This is a genomic window from Kitasatospora sp. NPDC004289 (assembly GCF_053602875.1).
The window spans coordinates 98,276-118,066 of sequence record NZ_JBSGEL010000015.1; the positions used below are offsets into that span (position 1 = coordinate 98,276).

Consider the following 19,791-nt stretch of genomic DNA (forward strand, 5'->3'; position numbering starts at 1 on the left):
TGCGGAACTGGCGGGTGCTGGCCAACTCTCGACTGAGACCTGTCATTTCAGCACCTGCATTAGTCATGCTTCTCGCCAGCCCCGTACGGCACGGCCGCCCCACCACATCCGGCCGTGCCGCGTGACCGCACGGAGCAGCACGTCAGCACCCGTTCCGCCCCACAGGCCGCCAACCCCGGCGCCCCGGAGCGAGGTGCGACCGCGCACACGCGGTTGAACTTCGGAAGGAACCCGCACATGAAGCGCACGCTGACTGTCGGAGCCGCTCTCTCCGCCTCGGTGATCCTCGCCAGTGCCATCCAGGTCAGCGCCGTCGCGCAGGCCGCCCCCGTCCCGGCGAGCAGCAAGGGCGCCGTCACCGCCCAGCGCGCCGAGCTCAAGGCGCTGGCCCAGTCGTACGCGCCGGCCGTCGCCAAGGCCCTCGGCCTGGGCAAGGACGAGGCCCTGGTCGCCAAGGACGCCGTGGTGGACGCCGACGGTGCCCGGCACCTGCGCTTCGAGCGCACCTACGCCGGCCTGTCGGTGCTCGGTGGCGACCTGGTCGCCCACCTGAGCGCCAAGGGCAAGGTCCTCTCCGTGGACAAGGCCACCGAGGCCGCCATCGCGCTGCCCAGCCTGACCCCGGCCGTGCCGGCGGACAACGCCGCCAAGCAGGCCAAGGGCGCCGTGCAGGCCACCGTCGGCCTGACGGTGGACAAGGACGAGGCCCCGATCAAGCAGGTCACCGGCACCTCCGCCGCCAAGCTGATCGTCTGGGCCACCTCGGGCACCCCGCGCCTCGCCTACGAGACCGTGGTCGAGGGCGTGCGCGAGAACGACATCCCGTCCGCGCAGAAGCTGGTCACCGACGCCGCCACCGGCGAGGTGCTCTCCACCCACGAGCAGTACCTGGCCGCCGCGGCCACCGGCTCGGGCAAGGGCGTCTTCGTCGGCTCGGTCTCCCTGACCACCAACTACACCGGCTCGACGTACCAGCTGAAGGACCCGAGCCGCGGCAACATGTACACCACCACGCTCAACAACAAGACCTCGGGCAACGGCACCCTGCTGACCGACGCGGACAACGTCTGGGGCACCGGCACCGTCTCCAGCGCCCAGTCCGCCGCCGTGGACGCCCAGTTCGGCGCCGCGGCCACCTGGGACTACTACAAGAACTCCTTCGGCCGCCTCGGCATCCGCAACGACGGCGTCGGCGCCTACAGCCGCGTGCACTACGGCCGCAACTACGTCAACGCGTTCTGGGACGACGGCTGCTTCTGCATGACCTACGGCGACGGCGCCTCCAACACCCACCCGCTCACCGAGCTGGACGTGGCCGGCCACGAGATGACCCACGGCGTCACCTCCAACACCGCGGGCCTCAACTACGCGGGCGAGTCCGGCGGCCTGAACGAGGCCACCTCGGACATCTTCGGCACCATGGTCGAGTTCACCGCGAACATCGCCGCCGACAAGGGCGACTACCTGATCGGCGAGCTGATCAACATCAACGGTGACGGCACCCCGCTCCGTTACATGGACAAGCCCTCCAAGGACGGCGGCTCGGCCGACTACTGGTCCTCCGGCGTCGGCAACCTGGACGTCCACTACTCCTCGGGCGTGGCCAACCACTTCTTCTACCTGCTCTCCGAGGGCAGCGGCGCCAAGACCGTCAACGGCGTCAGCTACAACAGCCCGACCGCCAACGGCTCGACCCTGACCGGCATCGGCCGGACCAAGGCCGCGGCCATCTGGTACCGCGCGCTGACCGTGTACTGGACCTCCACCACCAACTACGCGGGCGCCCGCACCGGCACCCTCAAGGCGGCGGCGGACCTCTACGGCACCGGCAGCGCCGAGTACAACGCGGTGGCGGCCGCCTGGACCGGCGTCAACGTCAAGTGACGTCCCGTCAGCACCGCTAGTACCGCCTGAACGCGCGAAGGCCCGGTCCCTCCGGAGGGGAGGACCGGGCCTTCGTGTCGTTCCGGGCGGTCAGGCCGCGGCGGGCTGCCCGGCGGCCGGGTACTCGCCGCGCTCCTCCTTGGCCAGCATCCGCTCGGCCGCGAAGCCGCCGAAGGGCAGCACCGAGAGGACGAACAGCACGATGCCGCGCTTGGCGTCCCAGCGCTGCTTCTGCCAGGCCAGGGCCAGGAAGACCACGTAGAGGACGAAGAGCACGCCGTGCACCATGCCCATCACGGGCACCGCGTTGAAGTCGGTCGTCCGCTTCAGCAGCGAACAGATCAACAGCAGGATGAAGGACAGGCCCTCGGGGGCGGAGACCAGGCGCAGGCGGTGGACGGCACTGCTCTTCACGGTGGGTACCTCGTAACGTCGGCGGGCTTGTGAACCGGCGCACAAACCGGCCCCGCCATTATGACCCGCCCTTTACCTTCACCCGGACGGCGGGGCCCTCGTGTACCGGATCTGTACCAGTGGCCCCGGGGCCCCTCCCCCGGCGCGAACCGGACCGCTATCTTCAGCGCGTGGCACAGTTTCGACTCCAGGGCTCCAAAGTGCTCGCCGTCGACCTGGCGGGCGACTCGGTCAAGGCCCGCAACGGTTGCATGGTCGCGTACACCGGACAGATGAACTTCAAGAAGCTCAGTGGCGGTGGTGACGGCCTGCGCGGCATGGTCACCCGCCGGCTGACGGGCGAACAGATGGAGGTCATGGAGGTGAAGGGGCAGGGCACCTGCTACTTCGCCGACCGGGCCACCGAGATCAACCTCGTCCGGCTGAACGGCGAGACCCTCTACGTGGAGGCGGACAACCTCCTCTGCACCGAGGCGAGCCTCAGCACCGGCACCAGCTTCACCGGCCTCAACGGGATGGCCTCCGGCACCGGCCTGTTCACCACCAAGGTGGAGGGCCACGGCTGGGCGGCCGTCACCTCGAAGGGCCCGGCGGTCATCCTGCGGGTCTCCCAGGGGCTGCCGCTGCGGGTGGACCCGGGCGCGTACATCGCGCACACCGGGAACCTCAACCGGGCGCTGAAGTCGGGCGGCGGCTGGACCGCCAACCTGATCGGCGAGGGCGGCGGCGAGGCCGTGCAGGTCGAGTTCAACGGCGAGGGCCTGGTCTACGTCCAGCCCTCCGAGCGGCTCACCATCGGGGGCGACGTCTGATGCCGTTCACCAAGGTCAACTCCAAGCTGATCGAGGCCAAGGTCTTCCCCGGCCAGCGCATCCTCAGCCAGCGCGGCTCGATGATCGCCTACACCGGCGAGGTCTCCTTCACCCCCAACGTGATGGGCGGTCAGGGCGGTGTGATGGGCATGATCGGTCGCCGGGTGGCGAACGAGGACACCCCGCTGATGAACGTCGAGGGCCAGGGCTCGGTGCTCTTCGGCCACGGCGGCCACCACATCCAGATCATCGAACTCACCGGCGACACCCTGCTGGTGGAGGCCGACCGGCTGCTCGCCTTCGACGGCACGCTCCAGCAGTCCACCGTCTTCCTCGGCTCGCAGGGCGGGGTGATGGGCATGGTGCGCGGCCAGATGAGCGGCCAGGGCCTGTTCACCACCCAGCTCAGCGGCCAGGGTTCGGTCGCGGTGATGGCGCACGGCGGCTTCGTCGAGCTGCAGATCCAGCCGGGCCAGCCGGTGCACGTGGACCCGCAGGCCTACGTGGCGCACCGCGGCCAGGTGCAGAACAAGCTGTCCACCTCGCTGGGGTGGCGCGACATGGTGGGCCGCGGCTCCGGCGAGGCGTTCCAGCTGGAGCTCTCGGGCCACGGTGTGGTGTACGTCCAGGCGAGCGAGGAGAAGCTCTGATGTCCTACCCGCCGCAGCAGCCGTACCCCCCGCAGCAGCCCTACGGCCAGCAGCCGGGCTACCCGCCGCCGCCCCAGCAGCCGTACGGGCAGCAGCCGGGCTACCCCCAGCAGCAGCCCGGGTACCCGCCGCAGGCGCCCACCCAGCACATGCCGCAGCCCGGCCAGGGCATGCCGGAGCCGCCGCCGGTGCACGACGTGCACAGCCTGCCGGTGAACGACAACGTCAACCCGTACTGCTTCGCGGTCGAGCTGAACGGCCCCTACTACCTGCAGAAGGGGAAGATGATCGCCTACTACGGCGACGTCCGCTTCACGGGTGTGGGCCACGGCTCGATCGACCGCGCACTGGGGCGCAACTTCAACTCCCCGCTGCACGCCTCCGACTGGGTGGTGGCCGAGGGCCGGGGCAAGCTGCTGCTCGCCGACCGCGCCTTCGACCTGAACTCCTACGACCTGGAGAACGGCAACCTGACGGTCCGTTCGGGGAACCTGCTGGCCTTCGAGCCGACCCTCCAGCTCAAGCAGTCGATCATCCCGGGCTTCCTCACCCTGATCGGCACCGGCAAGTTCGTGGCCGCCTCCAACGGCCCGGTGCACTTCGTCGAGCCGCCGATCAAGGTGGACCCGCAGGCGCTGGTCGGCTGGGCCGACTGCCCGGCCCCCTGCCACCACTACGACCACGGCTACATGAGCGGCCTGCTCGGCGGGCTGCGCCAGCTGACCGGGATCGGCGGCGCCTCCGGCGAGGAGCACCAGTTCGAGTTCATCGGGGCCGGAACGGTGCTGATCCAGTCCAGCGAGACCCTGATGGCCGAGCGCTCGGTCGGCGTGGTGCACGCCGAGGCCGGCGTCCCCGGCGGCGGGTACGGTGTACCCCACCAGGCGGGGCACGGCGGGCAGCAGCTGCCCAACATCAACGTCCCGGGGCTGGGCAACCTGGGCGATCTCGGGCGGCGGTTCGGACTCTAGGGCCCGCCGTACGATTGTAGAACTTTGAACTATCTCGGTATGCTGTCTGCCATGGACGCCTCTACCGACACCCCCGCAGAGGTCTCCTCCCCGCCGGTGGCGGAGGAGGAGACCCCCTGGCTCACCGCCAAGGAGCAGCAGTTCTGGCGCGCCCACCTGGAGGTCAGCCACCTGCTCGAGTACCAGCTCGGCCGCGAACTGCAGCCCCACGGGCTGGCCAACAACGACTACGAGATCCTGGTCGTGCTCTCCGAATCCCCCGACCGGCGGATGCGGATGACCGACCTGGCCACCGCCACGCTGCAGTCCAAGAGCCGGCTCTCGCACCAGATCACCCGGATGGAGTCGGCCGGCCTGGTGCTCCGTCAGGAGTGTCCGGGCGACCGGCGCGGCCTCTTCGCCCACCTCACCGAGCACGGCTGGGACATCCTGCGCAAGGTCGCCCCCGACCACGTGCGCTCCGTCCGGCACCACTTCATCGACCGCTTCACCCCGGAGCAGATCGACGCCCTGTTCGCCGCCCTCGCCCCGGTCGCGGAGCACCTGCGCGGCCTCAAGGGCCGCAGCTGACCGGCGCCTGACACACCGTCGGCCGGACACCCCCCGGGTGTCCGGCCGACGCGCTTCTCAGGCCTCGGTGAGCCCGGCGACCAGCTCGTCGGCCGCACCGTACGGATCCAGCTCGCCGGCCGCCACGCGCTCCGCCAGTGCGGACAGGTGCCGGTCCCCGCGCAGGTCGCCGATCCTCGCCCGCAGCGCGGACAGCGCGATCGCCTCGACCTCGTCCGCAGCGCGGCGCCGCCGGCGGACCGTCAGCTCACCGCTCTCCGCCAGCCAGGCGCGATGCTTCTCCAGCGCCTCGACCACCTCGTCGATGCCCTCGCCGCGGGCCGCCACGGTCTTCACGATCGGCGGCCGCCAGTCCCCCGCCGCCCGGGCCTCGCCCAGGCCCAGCATGTGGTTCAGCTCCCGGGCGGTGGCGTCCGCGCCGTCCCGGTCGGCCTTGTTCACCACGAAGACGTCACCGATCTCCAGGATCCCGGCCTTGGCCGCCTGGATCCCGTCGCCCATCCCCGGGGCCAGCAGCACCACCGAGGTGTCCGCCTGCGCGGCGATCTCCACCTCGGACTGCCCGACCCCGACGGTCTCCACCAGGATCACCTCGCAGCCCGCCCCGTCCAGCACCCGCAGCGCCTGCGGAGCGGCCCAGGAGAGCCCGCCCAGGTGCCCCCGGGTGGCCATCGAGCGGATGAACACGTCCGGGTCGGTCGCGTGGTCCTGCATCCGCACCCGGTCGCCCAGCAGCGCCCCGCCGGAGAACGGCGAGGACGGGTCCACCGCGAGCACGCCGACCCGCTTGCCGAGCTTGCGGTACGCCGTCACCAGCGCCGAGGTGGAGGTCGACTTCCCCACCCCCGGCGACCCGGTCAGCCCCACCGTGTACGCCCGCCCGGTGTACGGCGCCAGGGCCGCCATCGCCTCGCGCAGCTGCGGCGCGGCGTTCTCCACCAGGGAGATCAACCGCGCCACGGCCCGCGGCCGGCCCTCCCGGGCCTGCTCGACCAGCGCCGCAACGTCGACCATGCACGTGCTCCTCGGAAAAGTGGGTGGTGCGGAAGGGCGGCGACCCGGGGGCGCGAGGCTCTGCCGATGTGCGGCTCCGCCGCGGGGCGCGAGTCGGAAGGCGGCTCACCTGCAACTGAGGCTCCATCAGCCAGTTGCACGTGCTGCCGTTCCCCTGCGCGCCCCGCGGCGGAGCCGCAGATCGGCAGGGCCCCGCGCCCCCGGCATGACCACGTACGCTCAGCCCTGCTGCGGCACCCGGACGATCAGGGCGTCGCCCTGGCCGCCGCCGCCGCAGAGGGCGGCCGCGCCGGTGCCGCCGCCGCGGCGCTGGAGCTCCAGCGCCAGGTGCAGCACCAGCCGGGCGCCGGACATCCCGATCGGGTGGCCCAGCGCGATCGCGCCGCCGTTGACGTTGACCTTGTCCTCGGAGACGCCGAGGTCCAGCATCGACTGGTACGCGACGGCGGCGAAGGCCTCGTTGATCTCGATCAGGTCGAGGTCCTCGACGCCGATGCCCTCCTTGGACAGGGCGTGGTTGATCGCGTTGGACGGCTGCGACTGCAGCGAGTTGTCCGGGCCCGCGACGTTGCCGTGGGCGCCGATCTCGGCGATCCAGCTCAGGCCCAGCTCCTCGGCCTTGGCCTTGCTCATCACGATCACCGCGGCGGCGCCGTCGGAGATCTGCGAGGCGGAGCCGGCCGTGATGGTGCCGTCCCTGGTGAAGGCCGGGCGGAGCTTGGCGAGGCCCTCGACGGTGGTGTCCGCGCGGATGCCCTCGTCCTGGGAGAACAGCACCGGGTCGCCCTTGCGCTGCGGGATCTCGACCGGGACGATCTCGGCCTCGAAGACGCCGTTCTTCTGGGCGGCGGCGGCGCGCTGGTGGGACTGCGCGGAGAGCCGGTCCTGGACCTCGCGCTCGATGCCCAGACGGGTGTTGTGCTTCTCGGTGGACTCGCCCATCGGGATGGACTCGTAGGCGTCGGTCAGGCCGTCGTGGGCCATCGAGTCGAGCATCTCGATCGCGCCGTACTTGAAGCCCTCGCGGGACTTCGGGAGCAGGTGCGGGGCGTTGGTCATGGACTCCTGGCCGCCGGCCACCACGATGTCGAACTCGCCCGCGCGGATCAGCTGGTCGGCCAGCGCGATGGCGTCCAGGCCGGAGAGGCAGACCTTGTTGACGGTCAGCGCCGGGACGTTCATCGGGATGCCGGCCTTGACGGCGGCCTGGCGGGCCGGGATCTGGCCGGCGCCGGCCTGGAGCACCTGGCCCATGATCACGTACTGGACCTGGTCCGGGGTCAGGCCCGCACGCTCCACCGCGGCCTTGATCGCGAAGCCGCCGAGATCGGCGCCGGAGAAGCCCTTGAGCGAACCGAGCAGCCGTCCCATGGGGGTCCGGGCACCGGCGACGATCACTGAAGTAGTCATGAGACGAGCCCCTTCGCGCGTCAGGCATGAGGGTGTGGGGATGCCGCCTCAATGTACTGAGCCGTAACCCGGGCGTCACCGGAGCCGAGGTGTGATCAGCGGCACGTGTCACCCATCGGTCAACACTGTGTCAGCACGGGCCGGTGAATTGTGAGCAGGCTCGCACGTGACGTGCTGGCGCTGCGTCAACTCGGTGCGCTGCACTGGTACCCACCTTCCAAACCCCTCACTCTCTCCCCCGGAGGCCAGCCGTGCTGACCCGCATCGACCACATCGGGATCGCCTGCTTCGACCTCGACAAGACGGTCGAGTTCTACCGCGCCACCTACGGCTTCGAGGTCTTCCACAGCGAGGTCAACGAGGAGCAGGGCGTCCGCGAGGCCATGCTCAAGATCAACGACACCTCGGACGGCGGCGCGTCCTACCTCCAGCTGCTGGAACCGACCCGCGAGGACTCCACCGTCGCCAAGTGGCTCGCGAAGAACGGCGAGGGCGTGCACCACATCGCCTTCGGCACCGCCGACGTGGACGGCGACGCGGCCGACATCAAGGCCAAGGGCGTCCGGGTGCTCTACGAGGAGCCGCGGATCGGCTCGATGGGCTCCCGGATCACCTTCCTGCACCCCAAGGACTGCGGCGGCGTGCTGACCGAGCTGGTCACCTCCGCCGAGGGCGGCGCGCACGAGGCCCACTGAGCCCGGGGCGGGGTCGTGCCCGTACGGCCCCGCACCGTCCACCAGGTGGCGACCCGTCGGTAACCTCCGAAAAGCGCACCGGGGCCATTCCCTCCGCAGGCCGTCCCACTACAATGCCCGGGTGCGCGGAGCTCCGGGGAGGACCGGTCCTGCGGGCACGGCCGATGACGGGGGCAGCCGAGGCTGGTCCCGGCTCAAGGGGAGTCCACCAACCGGGCGCGACGACACGGTCGCAGTTCGGATCTGTCACCATTCTCCACAGGCAAGAGTTCGCTCAGGAGTCCACCCGGACGGCGGAGCGCGGAACGACCGCGCGCCGGACGCCCCCGGGCTCCGACCGTGGCACCCGCCACGGCTGCAAGGACCAGCCGGAACGACCCCGCCACGGGGGTCGCGAGGGCCGGGTCGAGGACGCGACCAGGAGATGGATGGGACCGCGGAGTGCGGGGCTACGACCGCTACGAGGCTGACGATCACCTCTCCCAGTTCGAGGCCGAGTTGGATCGGGCTCGCAAGGAGCGGGACAAGACCGTCCAGCATGCCGAGGACCTCGCCTACCAGGTCGAGGTGCTCCGGGCCAAGCTGCACGAATCCCGTCGGCAGCTCGCCCAGCCGCGCGCCTTCGACTCCGTCTCCGGCCAGGCCGAGCAGATGCTCCGCAACGCCGAGATGCAGGCCCAGCAGCTCCGTGCCGAGGCCGAGCGCCAGCTGCACGAGTCCCAGCAGGCCACCCAGCGGCTGATGGCCGAGGCGGCCGAGCGCACCGCCCGCATCGAGGCGGAGTACAACGCCCGCCGCCGCCAGCTGGAGGAGGAGCTCGCCGAGCTCCGGCACAGCGCCGAACGGCACGTCAACGAGAACGTCGCCTGGGCCGAGCAGACCCGCTCCGGCACCGAGCAGGAGGCCCAGCGCCTGCTCCAGGACGCCCGCGCCGAGTGCGACCGGCTGGTCGCCGCCGCCCGGGCCGAGGCCGAGGCGCTGGCCGACCAGGCCCGCGCGCAGACCGCCGCCGACGTGGACGCCGCCCGCGGCGAGGCCCAGGCCGCCGCCGAGGCCGCCCTGCTGCGCGCCCAGAACGACGCCGAGCGCCTGCTCCGGGCCGCCTCCGAGCAGGCCCAGCAGGCCAACGCCCAGGCCGAGGCGGTGGCGGGCGAGGCCCAGCAGCAGCTGGCCGGCGCCCAGGCCGCCGCCGAACAGCGGCTCGTGGAGGCCCGGGCCGCCGCCGAGCGGGGGCTGGCCGAGGCCCAGGCCGCCGCCGAGCAGCGGCTGGACGAGGCCCAGGCCGAGATCAGCCAGCTCAAGCTGAAGGCCGCCGAGGACCAGCAACGCGCCACCGAGGCGCTGGGCACCGCCCAGGCCGAGATAGAGCGGCTGCGGGCCGAGGTGCTGGCCGAGGCCGAGCGCTCCCGCCAGGAGACCGCCGAGCTGCGGGCGCAGGCCGAGGCCGCCGCCGAGCAGCAGCTGGCCGAGGCGGAGGCCGCCGTCCAGCGGCTGGTCGCCGACGGCGAGGCCGCCTCCGACCAGCGCTCGCAGACCGCCAAGGCCGAGATCGCCCGGATGGTGGCCACCGCCACCAAGGAGACCGACCGGATCAAGGCCGAGGCCGCCACCGTCAAGGCCGAGGCCGAGGCCGCCCGGGCCGCCGCCGCCGAGGAGGGCGAGCGGCTGCGCGGCGCCGCCGAGTCGGTCGCGAACGAGCTGCGCTCCGAGGCCGAGGCGGCCATCGCCGAGCAGCGCGCCGAGGCCGAGCGGGCCGTCGCGGAGCAGCGCGCCGAGGCCGAGGCCGCCGTCGCCCGGCTGCACGAGGAGGCCCGCGAGGCCGGCCGGGCGGAGGGCGCCAAGGACGCGGCCCTGCACCTGGCCAAGGCCGCCAAGCAGGCCGAGGAGTCCGTCGCCCGGGCCGCCCGGGAGGCGGCCGAAGCCGTCGCGGCCGGCACCGCCGAGGCGGAGCGGCTGCGCACCGAGGCGGCCGAGGAGGCCGACCAGCTGCTGACGGAGGCTCAGGCCGCCGTCGAACAGGCGCAGAACGCCGCCCAGGAGGACGCCGCCGCGATCCGCGAGCAGCTCACCCGGGCGCACCAGGAGGCCGAGCGGCTGCGCGCCGAGGCCGAGGAGCTGCACGCCCGGGCCACCACCGAGGCGGAGCGGGTCGAGGGCGAGGCCCGGCGCCAGGCGGTGCTCCGGATCGAGGAGTCCGCGAAGACCGCCGAGGAGCTGCTCACCAAGGCCAAGGCCGACGCGGACGAGCTGCGGGCCGGGGCCGCCGCCGAGCTGGAGCGGCTGCGGGCCGAGGCCGAGGAGCGGGCCGCCGAGACCCAGGGCCGGGCCGAGCAGACCCTGACCCGGGCCCGCGAGGAGGCCCGCAAGGTCACCGCCACCGCCGAGCAGCGCGGCCAGGACGCACTGGCCGCAGCCAAGGCGGCGGCCGCCGAGAACCGTTCCGCCGCGGAGCGGGAGACCGCCGAACTCCGGCGCGAGGCCGTCGAGTTCGACCAGCGGGTGCGGGCCGAGGCGCAGGCCGCGGCCGAGGCGCTGGCTGCCGAGACCAGGGCCGCCGCCGAGGCCGCCCGCACCGAGGCCTCCGACTGGGCCGACGGCCACCGCGCCGAGGCCGAGACCTGGGCGGTCCGCCGCCGCGGCGAGGCCGAGACCGAGGCCGAGGCGCTGCGCGAGGAGAGCCGCCGCGAGCGGGCCCAGGCGCAGACCGCGCTGGACCGCGAGCAGACCGAGACCGCCGAACTGCTGGCCGCCGCCCGGGCCGACCGGGAGGCCGCCGCGCTCGAAGCGGACGAGCTCACCACGCGAACCGCCGCCGAGACCGCCGAACTCCGGACCACCGCCGAGGCGGAGACCACCGAGCTGCGCGAGCGCACCGCCCGGGAGAGCGCCGAGCTCACCGAGCGCACCGCCAGGGAGACCACCGAACTCACCGAGCGCACGGCCGCCGAGACCGACGCCCTGCGCGAGCGCACCACCGCCGAGACCGACGCCCTGCGCGCCGCGGTCGAGGCCGAGGTGGCCGCGCTGCGCACCGAGGCCGGCACCGAGACCACCGAGCTCCGCGAGCGCACCGCCGCCGAGGTGGCCGAGCAGTTGGCCGCCGCCGGGCGGGAGGCCGAGGAGCTGCGGGCCGAGGGTGCCCGGGAGTTGGCGCAGGCCCAGGAGGAGGCGGCCGCCGCCGTCACCGAGGTCGGCGTGCTGCGGGCCCTGGCCACCACCGAGCTGGCCGAGCTCCGCTCCAACGCCGAGAAGGAGGCCGCCGGGCTGGTCTCGGCCGCCGAGGACGAGGCCGCCGAGGTCCGGCAGTCCGTGGCCGGACTGCACGAAGCCGCCTCCCAGCAGATCGCCGAACTGCGCGCGGCCGCCGAGCGGGAGGCCGCCGACACCCGCGAGCTGGCCGAGCTGGAGACCGCCGAGCAGCGCGAGCTGGCCGCCACCGAGACGCAGGCGCTGCGCGCCGCCGTCGAGGCCGAGGTGGCCGCGCTGCGCTCCGACGCGGAGGAGGAGACCGCCGCGCTGCGCGAGCGGATCGCCGCCGAGCTCGCCGCCGACCGCGAGCGCACCGCCGACACCATCGCCCGGGACCGGGCCGAGGCCGAGGCCTACGACGAGCAGCTGCGCGCCGAGGCCCGCGCCGAGCGCCAGGACGCGCTGGAGTTCGGCGAGCGGACCAGGGCCGAGGCCGAGGAGGAGGCCCGCCGGACCACGGCGGAGGCCGAGCAGCGGGGCGCCGCGGCCGTCGCCGAGGCGGAGGACTTCGCGGCCGCGCTGCGGGCCGAGGCCGAGGAGTACGCCCTCGCCACCCGCACCCTGGCCGACGACTACGAGTCCGCCACCCGCGGCCGGGCCGACGCCTACGACGCGGAGACCCGCGAGGCCGCCGAGCAGTTCGACCGGGCCACCCGCGATCAGGCCAAGTCCGTGCTGGAGAAGGCCTTCGCGGACGCCGAGTCGCTCGGCGAGGACGCCCAGGCCACCGCCCTGGCCACCACCGCCGCCGCCGAGGAGCAGGCCGACGCGATGGTCGCGGCCGCCCGCAAGGAGGCCGAGCGGCTCACCGCGGCCGGCGAGGCGGCCGGCCAGGCCGAGGTGGAGCGCGCCCGCGCCGACGCGGACGCGCTGCTCTCCGAGGCCCGCCGGGACGCCACCGGCATCCGCGAGCGCGCCGAGGAGCTGCGCGAGCGCACCGACTCCGAGATCGAGGCCCTGCACGAGCGGGCCCGCAAGGAGAACGCGCAGGCCATGAAGTCGGCCGGCGAGCGGGTGGACGCGCTGGTGACGGCGGCTCAGGAACAGCTCACCGAGGCCGAGGAGCAGGCCACCACGGCCGTCGCCGAGGCCGAGGAGAAGGCGGCGAAGCTGGTCGCCGACGCCGAGGAGAAGGCCGCCGAGCTCACCTCGGAGGCCTCCGCCGAGGCCGGCAAGGTGCGCATCTCCGCCGTCCGCAAGGCGGAGGGCCTGCTCAAGGAGGCCGAGCAGAAGCTCGCCGCCTCCACCGAGCGGGCCGACAGGCTGCGCACCGACGCGGAGGCCGCGCTGGCCGCCGCCGAGGAGGAGGCGGAGCAGAAGCTGACGGCCGCTCAGGAGGAGGCCGAGCAGCAGCTGGAGGCCGCCTCCGACCAGGCCGAGAAGCGGCTGAAGCGCGCCGACGAGACCGCCGAGGAGCAGCTCGCGCTGGCGGCCGAGGAGGCCGAGCGGATGCTGGCCGAGGCGAAGGCCGAGGCGCAGCGCGTGACCGACGAGGGCCGCCGGGAGTTGGACGAACTGGTCCGCCGGCGCAAGGACATCAACACCGAGATCTCTCGGGTGCAGGACGTCCTGTCCGCGTTGGAGGCCTTCGAGGCGCCGTCACCGGTCGCCCAGACCAACGGGGGAAGCAGTGGCAAGAAGGACGGGGCGGCGAAGGCCGGTGCCGGTGTCGGTTCTCCCCGTTCGGGGGGCAATCGCACCGGCAGCGCACCACCCGATTGAGCGGACATTGTCCGTGGAACAACGGCGTTTCGCCGTAGACACTCCGATAACGTGTCAGGATTCCCTCAACCACCTCAGCGGTTAACGACAGGAAGCCCAGAACCCCATGAGCGACAGTCACTCCCCTCACGGCTTCGACCTGGTGCGCCGTGGGTACGAGCGTGCCCAGGTCGACGAGCGGATCACCAAGCTGGTGGCCGACCGCGACTCCGCCCTGACCAGGATCGGCGCGCTGGAGAAGCGCATCGAGGAGCTCCACCTGGAGACCCAGAGCGCGCAGGCCGCGGTCTCCGAGCAGGAGCCCTCGTACGCCGGCCTGGGTGCCCGGGTCGAGAAGATCCTCCGCCTCGCCGAGGAGGAGGCCAAGGACCTGCGCGACGAGGCGCACCGCGCCGCCGAGCAGCACCGCGAGCTGGCCGAGGCCGCCGCTCAGCAGGTCCGCACCGAGGCGGAGAACTACGCCAAGGACCGCAAGGCCAAGGCCGAGGACGAGGGTCTGCGGATCGTCGACAAGGCGAAGAGCGACAGCGCCCAGCTGCGCGCCGAGGCCAACAAGGACGCTCAGAACAAGCGCGAGGAGGCGGACGCCCTCTTCGAGGAGACCCGCACCAAGGCCGCCCAGGCCGCCCTCGAGTTCGAGACCAACCTGGCCAAGCGCCGCGAGCAGTCCGAGCGTGACCTGGCGGCCCGTCAGGCCAAGGCCGAGAAGCGCCTCGCCGAGATCGAGCACCGCGCCGAGCAGCTCCGCCTGGAGGCCGAGAAGCTCCGCACCGACGCCGAGCGCCGCGCCCGCCAGACCGTCGAGACGGCCCAGCGCCAGTCCGAGGACATCGTCGCCGACGCGAACGCCAAGGCCGACCGCATCCGCAGCGAATCCGAGCGCGAGCTCGCGGCCCTCACCAACCGCCGCGACTCGATCAACGCCCAGCTCACCAACGTCCGCGAGATGCTCGCCACCCTCACGGGTGCCGCCGTCGCGGCCGCCTCGCTGCCGACCGACGACTCCCTCGGCGTCCCGGCCCAGCAGTCCCGCTGACCCACCCTCAGGGCCCGCACACCCCCTCCGGGGAGGTCGTGCGGGCCCTTTGGCATGCGCGGCGACGCCCGGCAGGGCAGCGCCTCGGGGCCGAAGGCCCCAGGGGCGCGAGGAACTGCGCGAGTACGGAAGGCGGACCACCGCTAGGTCGGGGCAGGCGAGCCAGTTGCCCGTGCTGCCGTTCCCCCGCGCGCAGTTCCCCGCGCCCCCGGCATCACCACCTACGTCCTCGCGCCCCGTGGGCGGCCTTCTGACGGCCTGTCGGGTCAGCAGCGGCGGAGGAGGGCCCGGGCGGCGGCGTTGAAGCTCTCGGGGGCCTCCAGGGAGCTCAGGTGGCCGACGCCCGGGATGACGGTGAGTTCGGCGTCGGGGAGGGCCTCCGCGATGAGGCGGGCCTCGGCCAGCGGGGTGAGGGCGTCGTGCTCGCCGACCACCACCGCCGCCGGCACGTCCAGGGCCCGGAGGGCGGCCAGCGACTCGGGCCGGGCGGCCATCGCCCGCTGGGCCCAGGCCACTCCGGCGGGCGAGGCGGCGGCGATCATCTCCCGTACGTGGGAGGTGAGTTCGGGGTCCGTGCCGGGCCCGAGCAGCCCGTCCTCGATCTTCTCCTCGGCCAGCAGTGCCACGCTGTCCCGGGCCAGCACGGCCCCCGCGATCCGCTCCCGGTTGGCCTTGGCGGCGGGGGTGTCCACCGTCGCCTTGGTGTCGGCCAGCAGCAGTCCGGCGATCCGCTCGGGGTGGCGGCGGGCCAGCGCCATCGCGACGTAGCCGCCCATCGAGAGGCCGCCGAACACCGCCTGCTCCAGGCCCAGTTCGTCCAGCAGCTCCACCAGGTCGTCGGCCACGGTGTCGAGCGAGGGCGGCGCGTCGCCGACGGGAGTGGCGCCGAAGCCGCGCTGGTCGGGGGTGATCAGGGTGGCGACGTCGGCGAGCGGGGCGAGCTGGGCCTGCCACATCCGGGCCGAGAGCGGGAAGGCGTGCAGGAGCACCAGCGGCGTACCGACGCCGTGGGTGCCGTGAGCGGGGAGAGTCATGGTGCCCACCGTATGGCGGCACACCGACCGGCCGCAGCAGCGCGCTGCACTGTCCGCTTTGTCATAGCCTGACGGAGAGTGAGGGAGCGCAAATGATCGAATTGCACGAGCTGACGAAGCGTTACGGCGACACCGTCGCCGTGGACCGTCTGAGCTTCCAGGTCCCCCAGGGAGTGGTCACCGGCTTCCTCGGGCCGAACGGCGCGGGCAAGTCCACCACCATGCGGATGATCCTCGACCTGGACCGCCCGACCAGCGGCCGGGTCACCATCGACGGCAAGCGCTACGGGCAGCTCAGCGAGCCGCTCAAGTACATCGGCGCGCTGCTGGAGGCCAAGGCCGTGCACCCGGGCCGGACGGCGTACGACCACCTGCTCTGGCTGGCCCAGAGCAACCGCATCCCGCGCGCCCGGGTGGACGAGATGCTCGCGCTGGTCGGGCTGACCGCCGTGGCCCGCAAGCGCTCGCGCGGCTTCTCGCTCGGGATGGGGCAGCGGCTCGGCATCGCCTCCGCGCTGCTCGGCGACCCGGAGATCGTGATGTTCGACGAGCCGGTGAACGGGCTGGACCCCGAGGGCATCCTGTGGATCCGGAACCTGATGAAGGGTCTGGCCGCCGAGGGCCGCACCGTCTTCGTCTCCTCCCACCTGATGAGCGAGATGGCGCTGACCGCCGACCACCTGGTGGTGATCGGCCGCGGCCGGCTGCTGGCCAACCTCTCGATGGCGGAGTTCATCAAGCAGAACTCCCGCTCGGCGGTCCGGGTCCGCACCCCGCACGTGGAGCAGCTGCTCACCGCGCTGCACGGCGCCGGGCTGAACGCCACCCCCGGGCCGGACGGCGCCTACGAGATCGAGGACGGCGACCTCGCCCACATCGGCGAGCTGGCCGCCTCGCACGGGGTGACGCTGCACGAACTGAGCCCGCAGCAGGCCTCGTTGGAGGAAGCCTTCATGCAGATGACCGCCGACTCGGTGCAGTACCACGCCGGCGACGGCCGCGGCGGCGCCGCCCCCGAGCGCACCGCCGCCCCGCAGAGCGCCGCCTGGGGCGCCGGCTGGAAGGAGAACAGCTGATGGCGTCGTTCCCCGCCGTCCTGCAGTCCGAGTGGACCAAGATCCGCAGCGTCCGCTCCACCATCTGGACGCTCGCCCTGACCTTCCTGATCACCCTGGTGGTCGGCGGGCTGCTCTCGCTGGTCACCAAGTTGAACTTCGACGAGTTCACCCGGGGCTCCAGCACCCCCTTCGACGCCACCGGGACGGCCTTCTCCGGCATCCTGCTGGGCGAGTTGGCCATCATCGTGTTCGGGGTGCTGGCGGTCGGCAACGAGTACAGCACCGGCATGATCCGGGTCAGCCTGGCCGCCGTCCCGCAGCGGGGGACCCTGCTGCTCGGCAAGGCCGCGGTACTCGGCGCGCTGGCGCTGGCCGTCTCGCTGGCCACCGCCTTCATCACCTTCTTCGTCGGCCAGGCGGTGCTCGGCGACCACTCCACCACGATCGGCGCGCCGAACGTGCTGCGCGCGGTGATCGGGGCGGCGCTCTACCTGACCATGCTCTGCCTGTTCGCGGCCGGCGTGACCGCCATGCTGCACAACCAGACGCTGGCGCTGGGCGTGCTGGTGCCGTTCTTCTTCCTGCTCTCGCCGATCCTGTCGGCGGTGCCGTACGCCAAGAACGTCGCCCGGTACTTCCCGGACTACGCGGGTTCCCGGATGATCACCGTCTACGAGCAGTCCGGCCAGCCGTACGGGCCCTGGACCGGCTTCTTCATCTGCCTGGCCTGGACCGTGGCCGCCATCGCCGGCGGCATCCTGGTCCTCAAGAAGCGCGACGCCTGACGGCACGTCACCCTCACGGAACGCCCTCCGCCTCAGTGGCGGGGAGCGTTCCTGCCGCGCTGGACGTTGCTGCTGCGGCGCTCACGGGCGCTCCAGCAGGCGCGGTGCCAGTGGCGGCGGTCGTCCACGCCGGCGCCGTGAGCGGGCCAGGCCACCACGTGGCCGACACCGGGCGGGATCTCCTGGTCGCAGCCGGGGCAGCGGTAGAAGCGGCCCGAGGTGCCCGGGATCGTCTGCACCACCCAGTCCTCGCCGCCGAACTCCTCGACCCGCCGCAGCGTGCCGCCGAACGGCACGCCTGACGGCTCCTCCGGGGCGGCCTGACTGCGGGGCGGCTTGCGGCGGGGCGACACGGCGGGCACCTCTCGGACGGAGCGGACGGTCTGGTCCTCCAGGGTACGGGGCGCACCGCCCCGCCCCGCAGCCCTACCACGCGGGCCGACGGCGCCTCAGGCTTTCCGGGGAGATCCACCCGATCTTCCGCGAATCGGGGCGTTCCGAGTGCCAATGGCACATGACATCGGTTACTCAACGAGGGACAAGGCGGGGCTCGCACACCCTGCGGCACCCGAGGAGGCCATCCGATGACCGACACCGACCAACTGACCACCCCTCAGCTCGACCTGCCCCCGGCACCACTGCTGGGCGACGCGTCGGGGACCGACTCCCTCAGGGTCGGCGCCTTCCTGCTCTCGGCCCAGTTCCCGGGCCAGGACCACGGCGCGGTGCTGCGCCGCACCGTCGCCGCCGCCGAGACCGCCGAACGGTCCGGCCTGGACTCGGTCTGGCTGGCCGAGCACCACTTCGTGCCCTACGGCGTCTGCCCGGACGCGGCCACCCTGGCCGCCCTGCTGCTCGGCCGGACCCGCCGGATCGGCGTCGGCACGGCGGTCAGCGTGCTCTCCACCACCCACCCGGTGGCCCTCGGCGAGAAGGCCGCGCTGCTCCACCTGACCTCGGACGGCCGGTTCACGCTGGGCGTGGGCCGGGGCGGGCCGTGGATCGACCTGGCGGTGTTCGGCACCGGCGCGGCCGCGTACGAGGAGGGCTTCGGCGAGCGGCTCGACCTGCTGCTGCGCTGGCTGCGCGGCACCCGGGTCGGGGCCCAGGGGCCGCAGTTCAGCTTCCCGGCCGTGGACGTGGTGCCCCGCGCGAACGGGCCGCGCCCGGCCGACCTGGCCGACTGGCTCGACGGGAGGCCGTTGACCCGCTTCCCCCGTCAGCGGCCGGGCGGCGGAGCGGTGGACGGCGCCCTGCCGATCGGCGGACACTCCGTCACCTCCGACCCGGCACAGGGCGGCCCGCCGGTGATCGCCGCCTGCACCTCGCCGGCCGGCGTCCGGGCGGCGGCCGAGCGCGGGCTGCCGATGCTGCTCGGGATGCACTCGGGCGACGAGGACAAGTCGCTGATGCTGGAGGCCTACCGGACCGCCTGGCGGGAGTGCGGCCGGGGCGAGGAGCAACTGGCCCGGGTGGAGCGGGAGCACATGGCCGCCGGGGTGGTGCAGATCGAGGACCGGACGGCGACGGCCCGGGCCCGGCTGCTGGCCGCGATGCCCGGCTGGTTCGAGCACGGGCTCGGCGCGCACCGCACGGTGGACGGCCGGGAGCGCCGGATGCGCGATCCGCGCGAGTACACCGAACTGCTCTGCGACCTGCACGCGGTGGGCACGCCCCGGCAGGCCGCGGACCGGCTGCTGGCCACCGCCGAGCGGACCGGCATCCGCCGCTTCGCCCTGCTGGCCGAGGGCTCGGGCGAGCACGCCGCGACCATGGAGAACATCGCCCGGCTGGGCACCGAGGTGCTCCCCCAGCTGGACTGAGCGAACGTCAGGACGCCGGGCCCTGGTGCAGGCGGCCCGGCGTCCCGGCAGTTCGGCGGTCAGGCCTCAGCAGTCCCGCAACTCATCGGACTGGTTGAGCAGTTGGGCCCGGACCGAGGTGAAGCGGTGGTACCGCTCGTCGCTCTGCTCCGAGGGCGCGAAGACCGCGACCCGGTGGCAGTTCTGGAACGCCAGCCGGACGCCGAAGTGCCGCTGCAGGGCACCCCGGATCGCGTCGCTGGCCATCGCCCGCAGCAGCTGGCCCCGGGCCTGCTCGCTGGGCGGCGGTACCTGGTTGTCGGCGAAGTCGGTGCCGTCCACCTGCACCTGGGCGACCAGCGAGCTGATCAGGTCCCAGGCGTACGGCAGGGAGGTTCGGACGCAGTCGACGAACTCCCTCTCGTCGACCTCTCCTCTCTCGGCCTTCTCCAGCAGGGCCGGTGAGACGTCGAGCGACATGGGTTCTCCTCTCGCGGTCCACCCCGGGCGGACCGCCGGGGTGGTCGTACGTCGTGCCGTTGGTGCCGTTGGTGCCGCTGGTGCAGTTGTGGAAAGCTACGACCGCTCACCACAGAGTGACATCCGCTCGTCAGTACGGCCGGGGAATCCCCCGATTCGAACCGCAATCGCCGCGTGCCCCGTCAGATTGGCCGAATCCCGTCGG

Annotated in this window: 17 protein-coding genes; 11 read left to right on the forward strand and 6 right to left on the reverse strand. The window is 73.1% G+C overall.

Features of this window, described 5'->3' with window-relative positions:
* Positions 1-237: 237 nt before the first annotated feature.
* Positions 238-1,884, forward strand: a complete 1,647-nt coding sequence (locus ACWEPF_RS12875; RefSeq protein WP_452172587.1) for a M4 family metallopeptidase — start codon at positions 238-240, stop codon at positions 1,882-1,884.
* A 90-nt stretch (positions 1,885-1,974) separates the two neighbouring features.
* On the opposite strand, the gene ACWEPF_RS12880 is transcribed toward ACWEPF_RS12875, so the two are convergent.
* Positions 1,975-2,298 (reverse strand): DUF3817 domain-containing protein, encoded by a 324-nt coding sequence (locus ACWEPF_RS12880; RefSeq protein WP_345290145.1) that lies wholly within the window; start codon positions 2,296-2,298, stop codon positions 1,975-1,977.
* Between the two features lie 170 nt (positions 2,299-2,468).
* Between ACWEPF_RS12880 and ACWEPF_RS12885 the strand changes: the two genes are divergently transcribed.
* From ACWEPF_RS12885 to ACWEPF_RS12900, 4 genes are all read left to right on the forward strand, one after another.
* The gene (locus ACWEPF_RS12885; protein WP_345290144.1) at positions 2,469-3,110 is read left to right on the forward strand and encodes an AIM24 family protein; all 642 of its coding nucleotides are present in this window, start codon (positions 2,469-2,471) and stop codon (positions 3,108-3,110) included.
* Positions 3,110-3,760, forward strand: coding sequence for an AIM24 family protein (locus ACWEPF_RS12890; RefSeq protein ID WP_345290143.1), 651 nt, complete (start codon positions 3,110-3,112; stop codon positions 3,758-3,760). Before ACWEPF_RS12885 ends, ACWEPF_RS12890 begins: the two co-directional genes overlap by 1 nt.
* A gap of 149 nt (positions 3,761-3,909) precedes the next feature.
* Complete coding sequence (locus tag ACWEPF_RS12895; RefSeq protein ID WP_452172605.1) at positions 3,910-4,731, forward strand: AIM24 family protein; 822 nt, start codon at positions 3,910-3,912, stop codon at positions 4,729-4,731.
* 51 nt (positions 4,732-4,782) lie between these two features.
* Positions 4,783-5,301, forward strand: a complete 519-nt coding sequence (locus ACWEPF_RS12900) for a MarR family winged helix-turn-helix transcriptional regulator (RefSeq protein WP_345290142.1) — start codon at positions 4,783-4,785, stop codon at positions 5,299-5,301.
* Positions 5,302-5,358: 57 nt separating this feature from the next.
* Here the strand turns inward: ACWEPF_RS12900 and meaB are convergent, their stop codons facing one another.
* Both meaB and ACWEPF_RS12910 read right to left on the reverse strand, forming a co-directional pair.
* Positions 5,359-6,315 carry a methylmalonyl Co-A mutase-associated GTPase MeaB gene (gene meaB, locus ACWEPF_RS12905; RefSeq protein WP_345290141.1) on the reverse strand — a complete coding sequence of 319 codons (957 nt, stop codon included), beginning with the start codon at positions 6,313-6,315 and terminating at the stop codon, positions 5,359-5,361.
* A 219-nt stretch (positions 6,316-6,534) separates the two neighbouring features.
* Entirely contained in the window at positions 6,535-7,725 is a 1,191-nt protein-coding gene (locus tag ACWEPF_RS12910; protein ID WP_452172588.1) for an acetyl-CoA C-acetyltransferase, read from the reverse strand.
* A 251-nt stretch (positions 7,726-7,976) separates the two neighbouring features.
* Here ACWEPF_RS12910 and mce point away from each other — a divergent pair, with 251 nt between their 5' ends.
* The 3 genes from mce to ACWEPF_RS12925 all read left to right on the forward strand — a co-directional run bounded on the left by mce (position 7,977) and on the right by ACWEPF_RS12925 (position 14,427).
* Positions 7,977-8,420 carry a methylmalonyl-CoA epimerase gene (mce, locus tag ACWEPF_RS12915; protein WP_345290138.1) on the forward strand — a complete coding sequence of 148 codons (444 nt, stop codon included), beginning with the start codon at positions 7,977-7,979 and terminating at the stop codon, positions 8,418-8,420.
* A 441-nt stretch (positions 8,421-8,861) separates the two neighbouring features.
* On the forward strand, positions 8,862-13,391 hold the full coding sequence (locus tag ACWEPF_RS12920; RefSeq protein ID WP_452172589.1) for a hypothetical protein: 4,530 nt from the start codon (positions 8,862-8,864) through the stop codon (positions 13,389-13,391).
* Between the two features lie 106 nt (positions 13,392-13,497).
* Complete coding sequence (locus tag ACWEPF_RS12925) at positions 13,498-14,427, forward strand: coiled-coil domain-containing protein (protein WP_345290136.1); 930 nt, start codon at positions 13,498-13,500, stop codon at positions 14,425-14,427.
* Between the two features lie 266 nt (positions 14,428-14,693).
* Here the strand turns inward: ACWEPF_RS12925 and ACWEPF_RS12930 are convergent, their stop codons facing one another.
* Positions 14,694-15,461, reverse strand: a complete 768-nt coding sequence (locus ACWEPF_RS12930) for an alpha/beta fold hydrolase (protein ID WP_452172590.1) — start codon at positions 15,459-15,461, stop codon at positions 14,694-14,696.
* A gap of 92 nt (positions 15,462-15,553) precedes the next feature.
* Here ACWEPF_RS12930 and ACWEPF_RS12935 point away from each other — a divergent pair, with 92 nt between their 5' ends.
* Positions 15,554-16,537, forward strand: coding sequence for an ABC transporter ATP-binding protein (locus ACWEPF_RS12935; RefSeq protein WP_452172591.1), 984 nt, complete (start codon positions 15,554-15,556; stop codon positions 16,535-16,537).
* Positions 16,537-17,304 (forward strand): ABC transporter permease subunit, encoded by a 768-nt coding sequence (locus ACWEPF_RS12940; RefSeq protein WP_345290132.1) that lies wholly within the window; start codon positions 16,537-16,539, stop codon positions 17,302-17,304. The genes ACWEPF_RS12935 and ACWEPF_RS12940 overlap by 1 nt, the downstream gene beginning before the upstream one ends.
* Before the next feature lie 32 nt (positions 17,305-17,336).
* Here ACWEPF_RS12940 and ACWEPF_RS12945 read toward each other — a convergent pair whose 3' ends face one another.
* Positions 17,337-17,657 (reverse strand): ATP/GTP-binding protein, encoded by a 321-nt coding sequence (locus tag ACWEPF_RS12945; protein ID WP_345290130.1) that lies wholly within the window; start codon positions 17,655-17,657, stop codon positions 17,337-17,339.
* Positions 17,658-17,888: 231 nt separating this feature from the next.
* Between ACWEPF_RS12945 and ACWEPF_RS12950 the strand changes: the two genes are divergently transcribed.
* Positions 17,889-19,127, forward strand: a complete 1,239-nt coding sequence (locus tag ACWEPF_RS12950; protein ID WP_452172592.1) for an LLM class flavin-dependent oxidoreductase — start codon at positions 17,889-17,891, stop codon at positions 19,125-19,127.
* A 66-nt stretch (positions 19,128-19,193) separates the two neighbouring features.
* Here ACWEPF_RS12950 and ACWEPF_RS12955 read toward each other — a convergent pair whose 3' ends face one another.
* Positions 19,194-19,586, reverse strand: a complete 393-nt coding sequence (locus ACWEPF_RS12955) for an SCO5389 family protein (RefSeq protein WP_345290128.1) — start codon at positions 19,584-19,586, stop codon at positions 19,194-19,196.
* Positions 19,587-19,791: the final 205 nt, after the last annotated feature.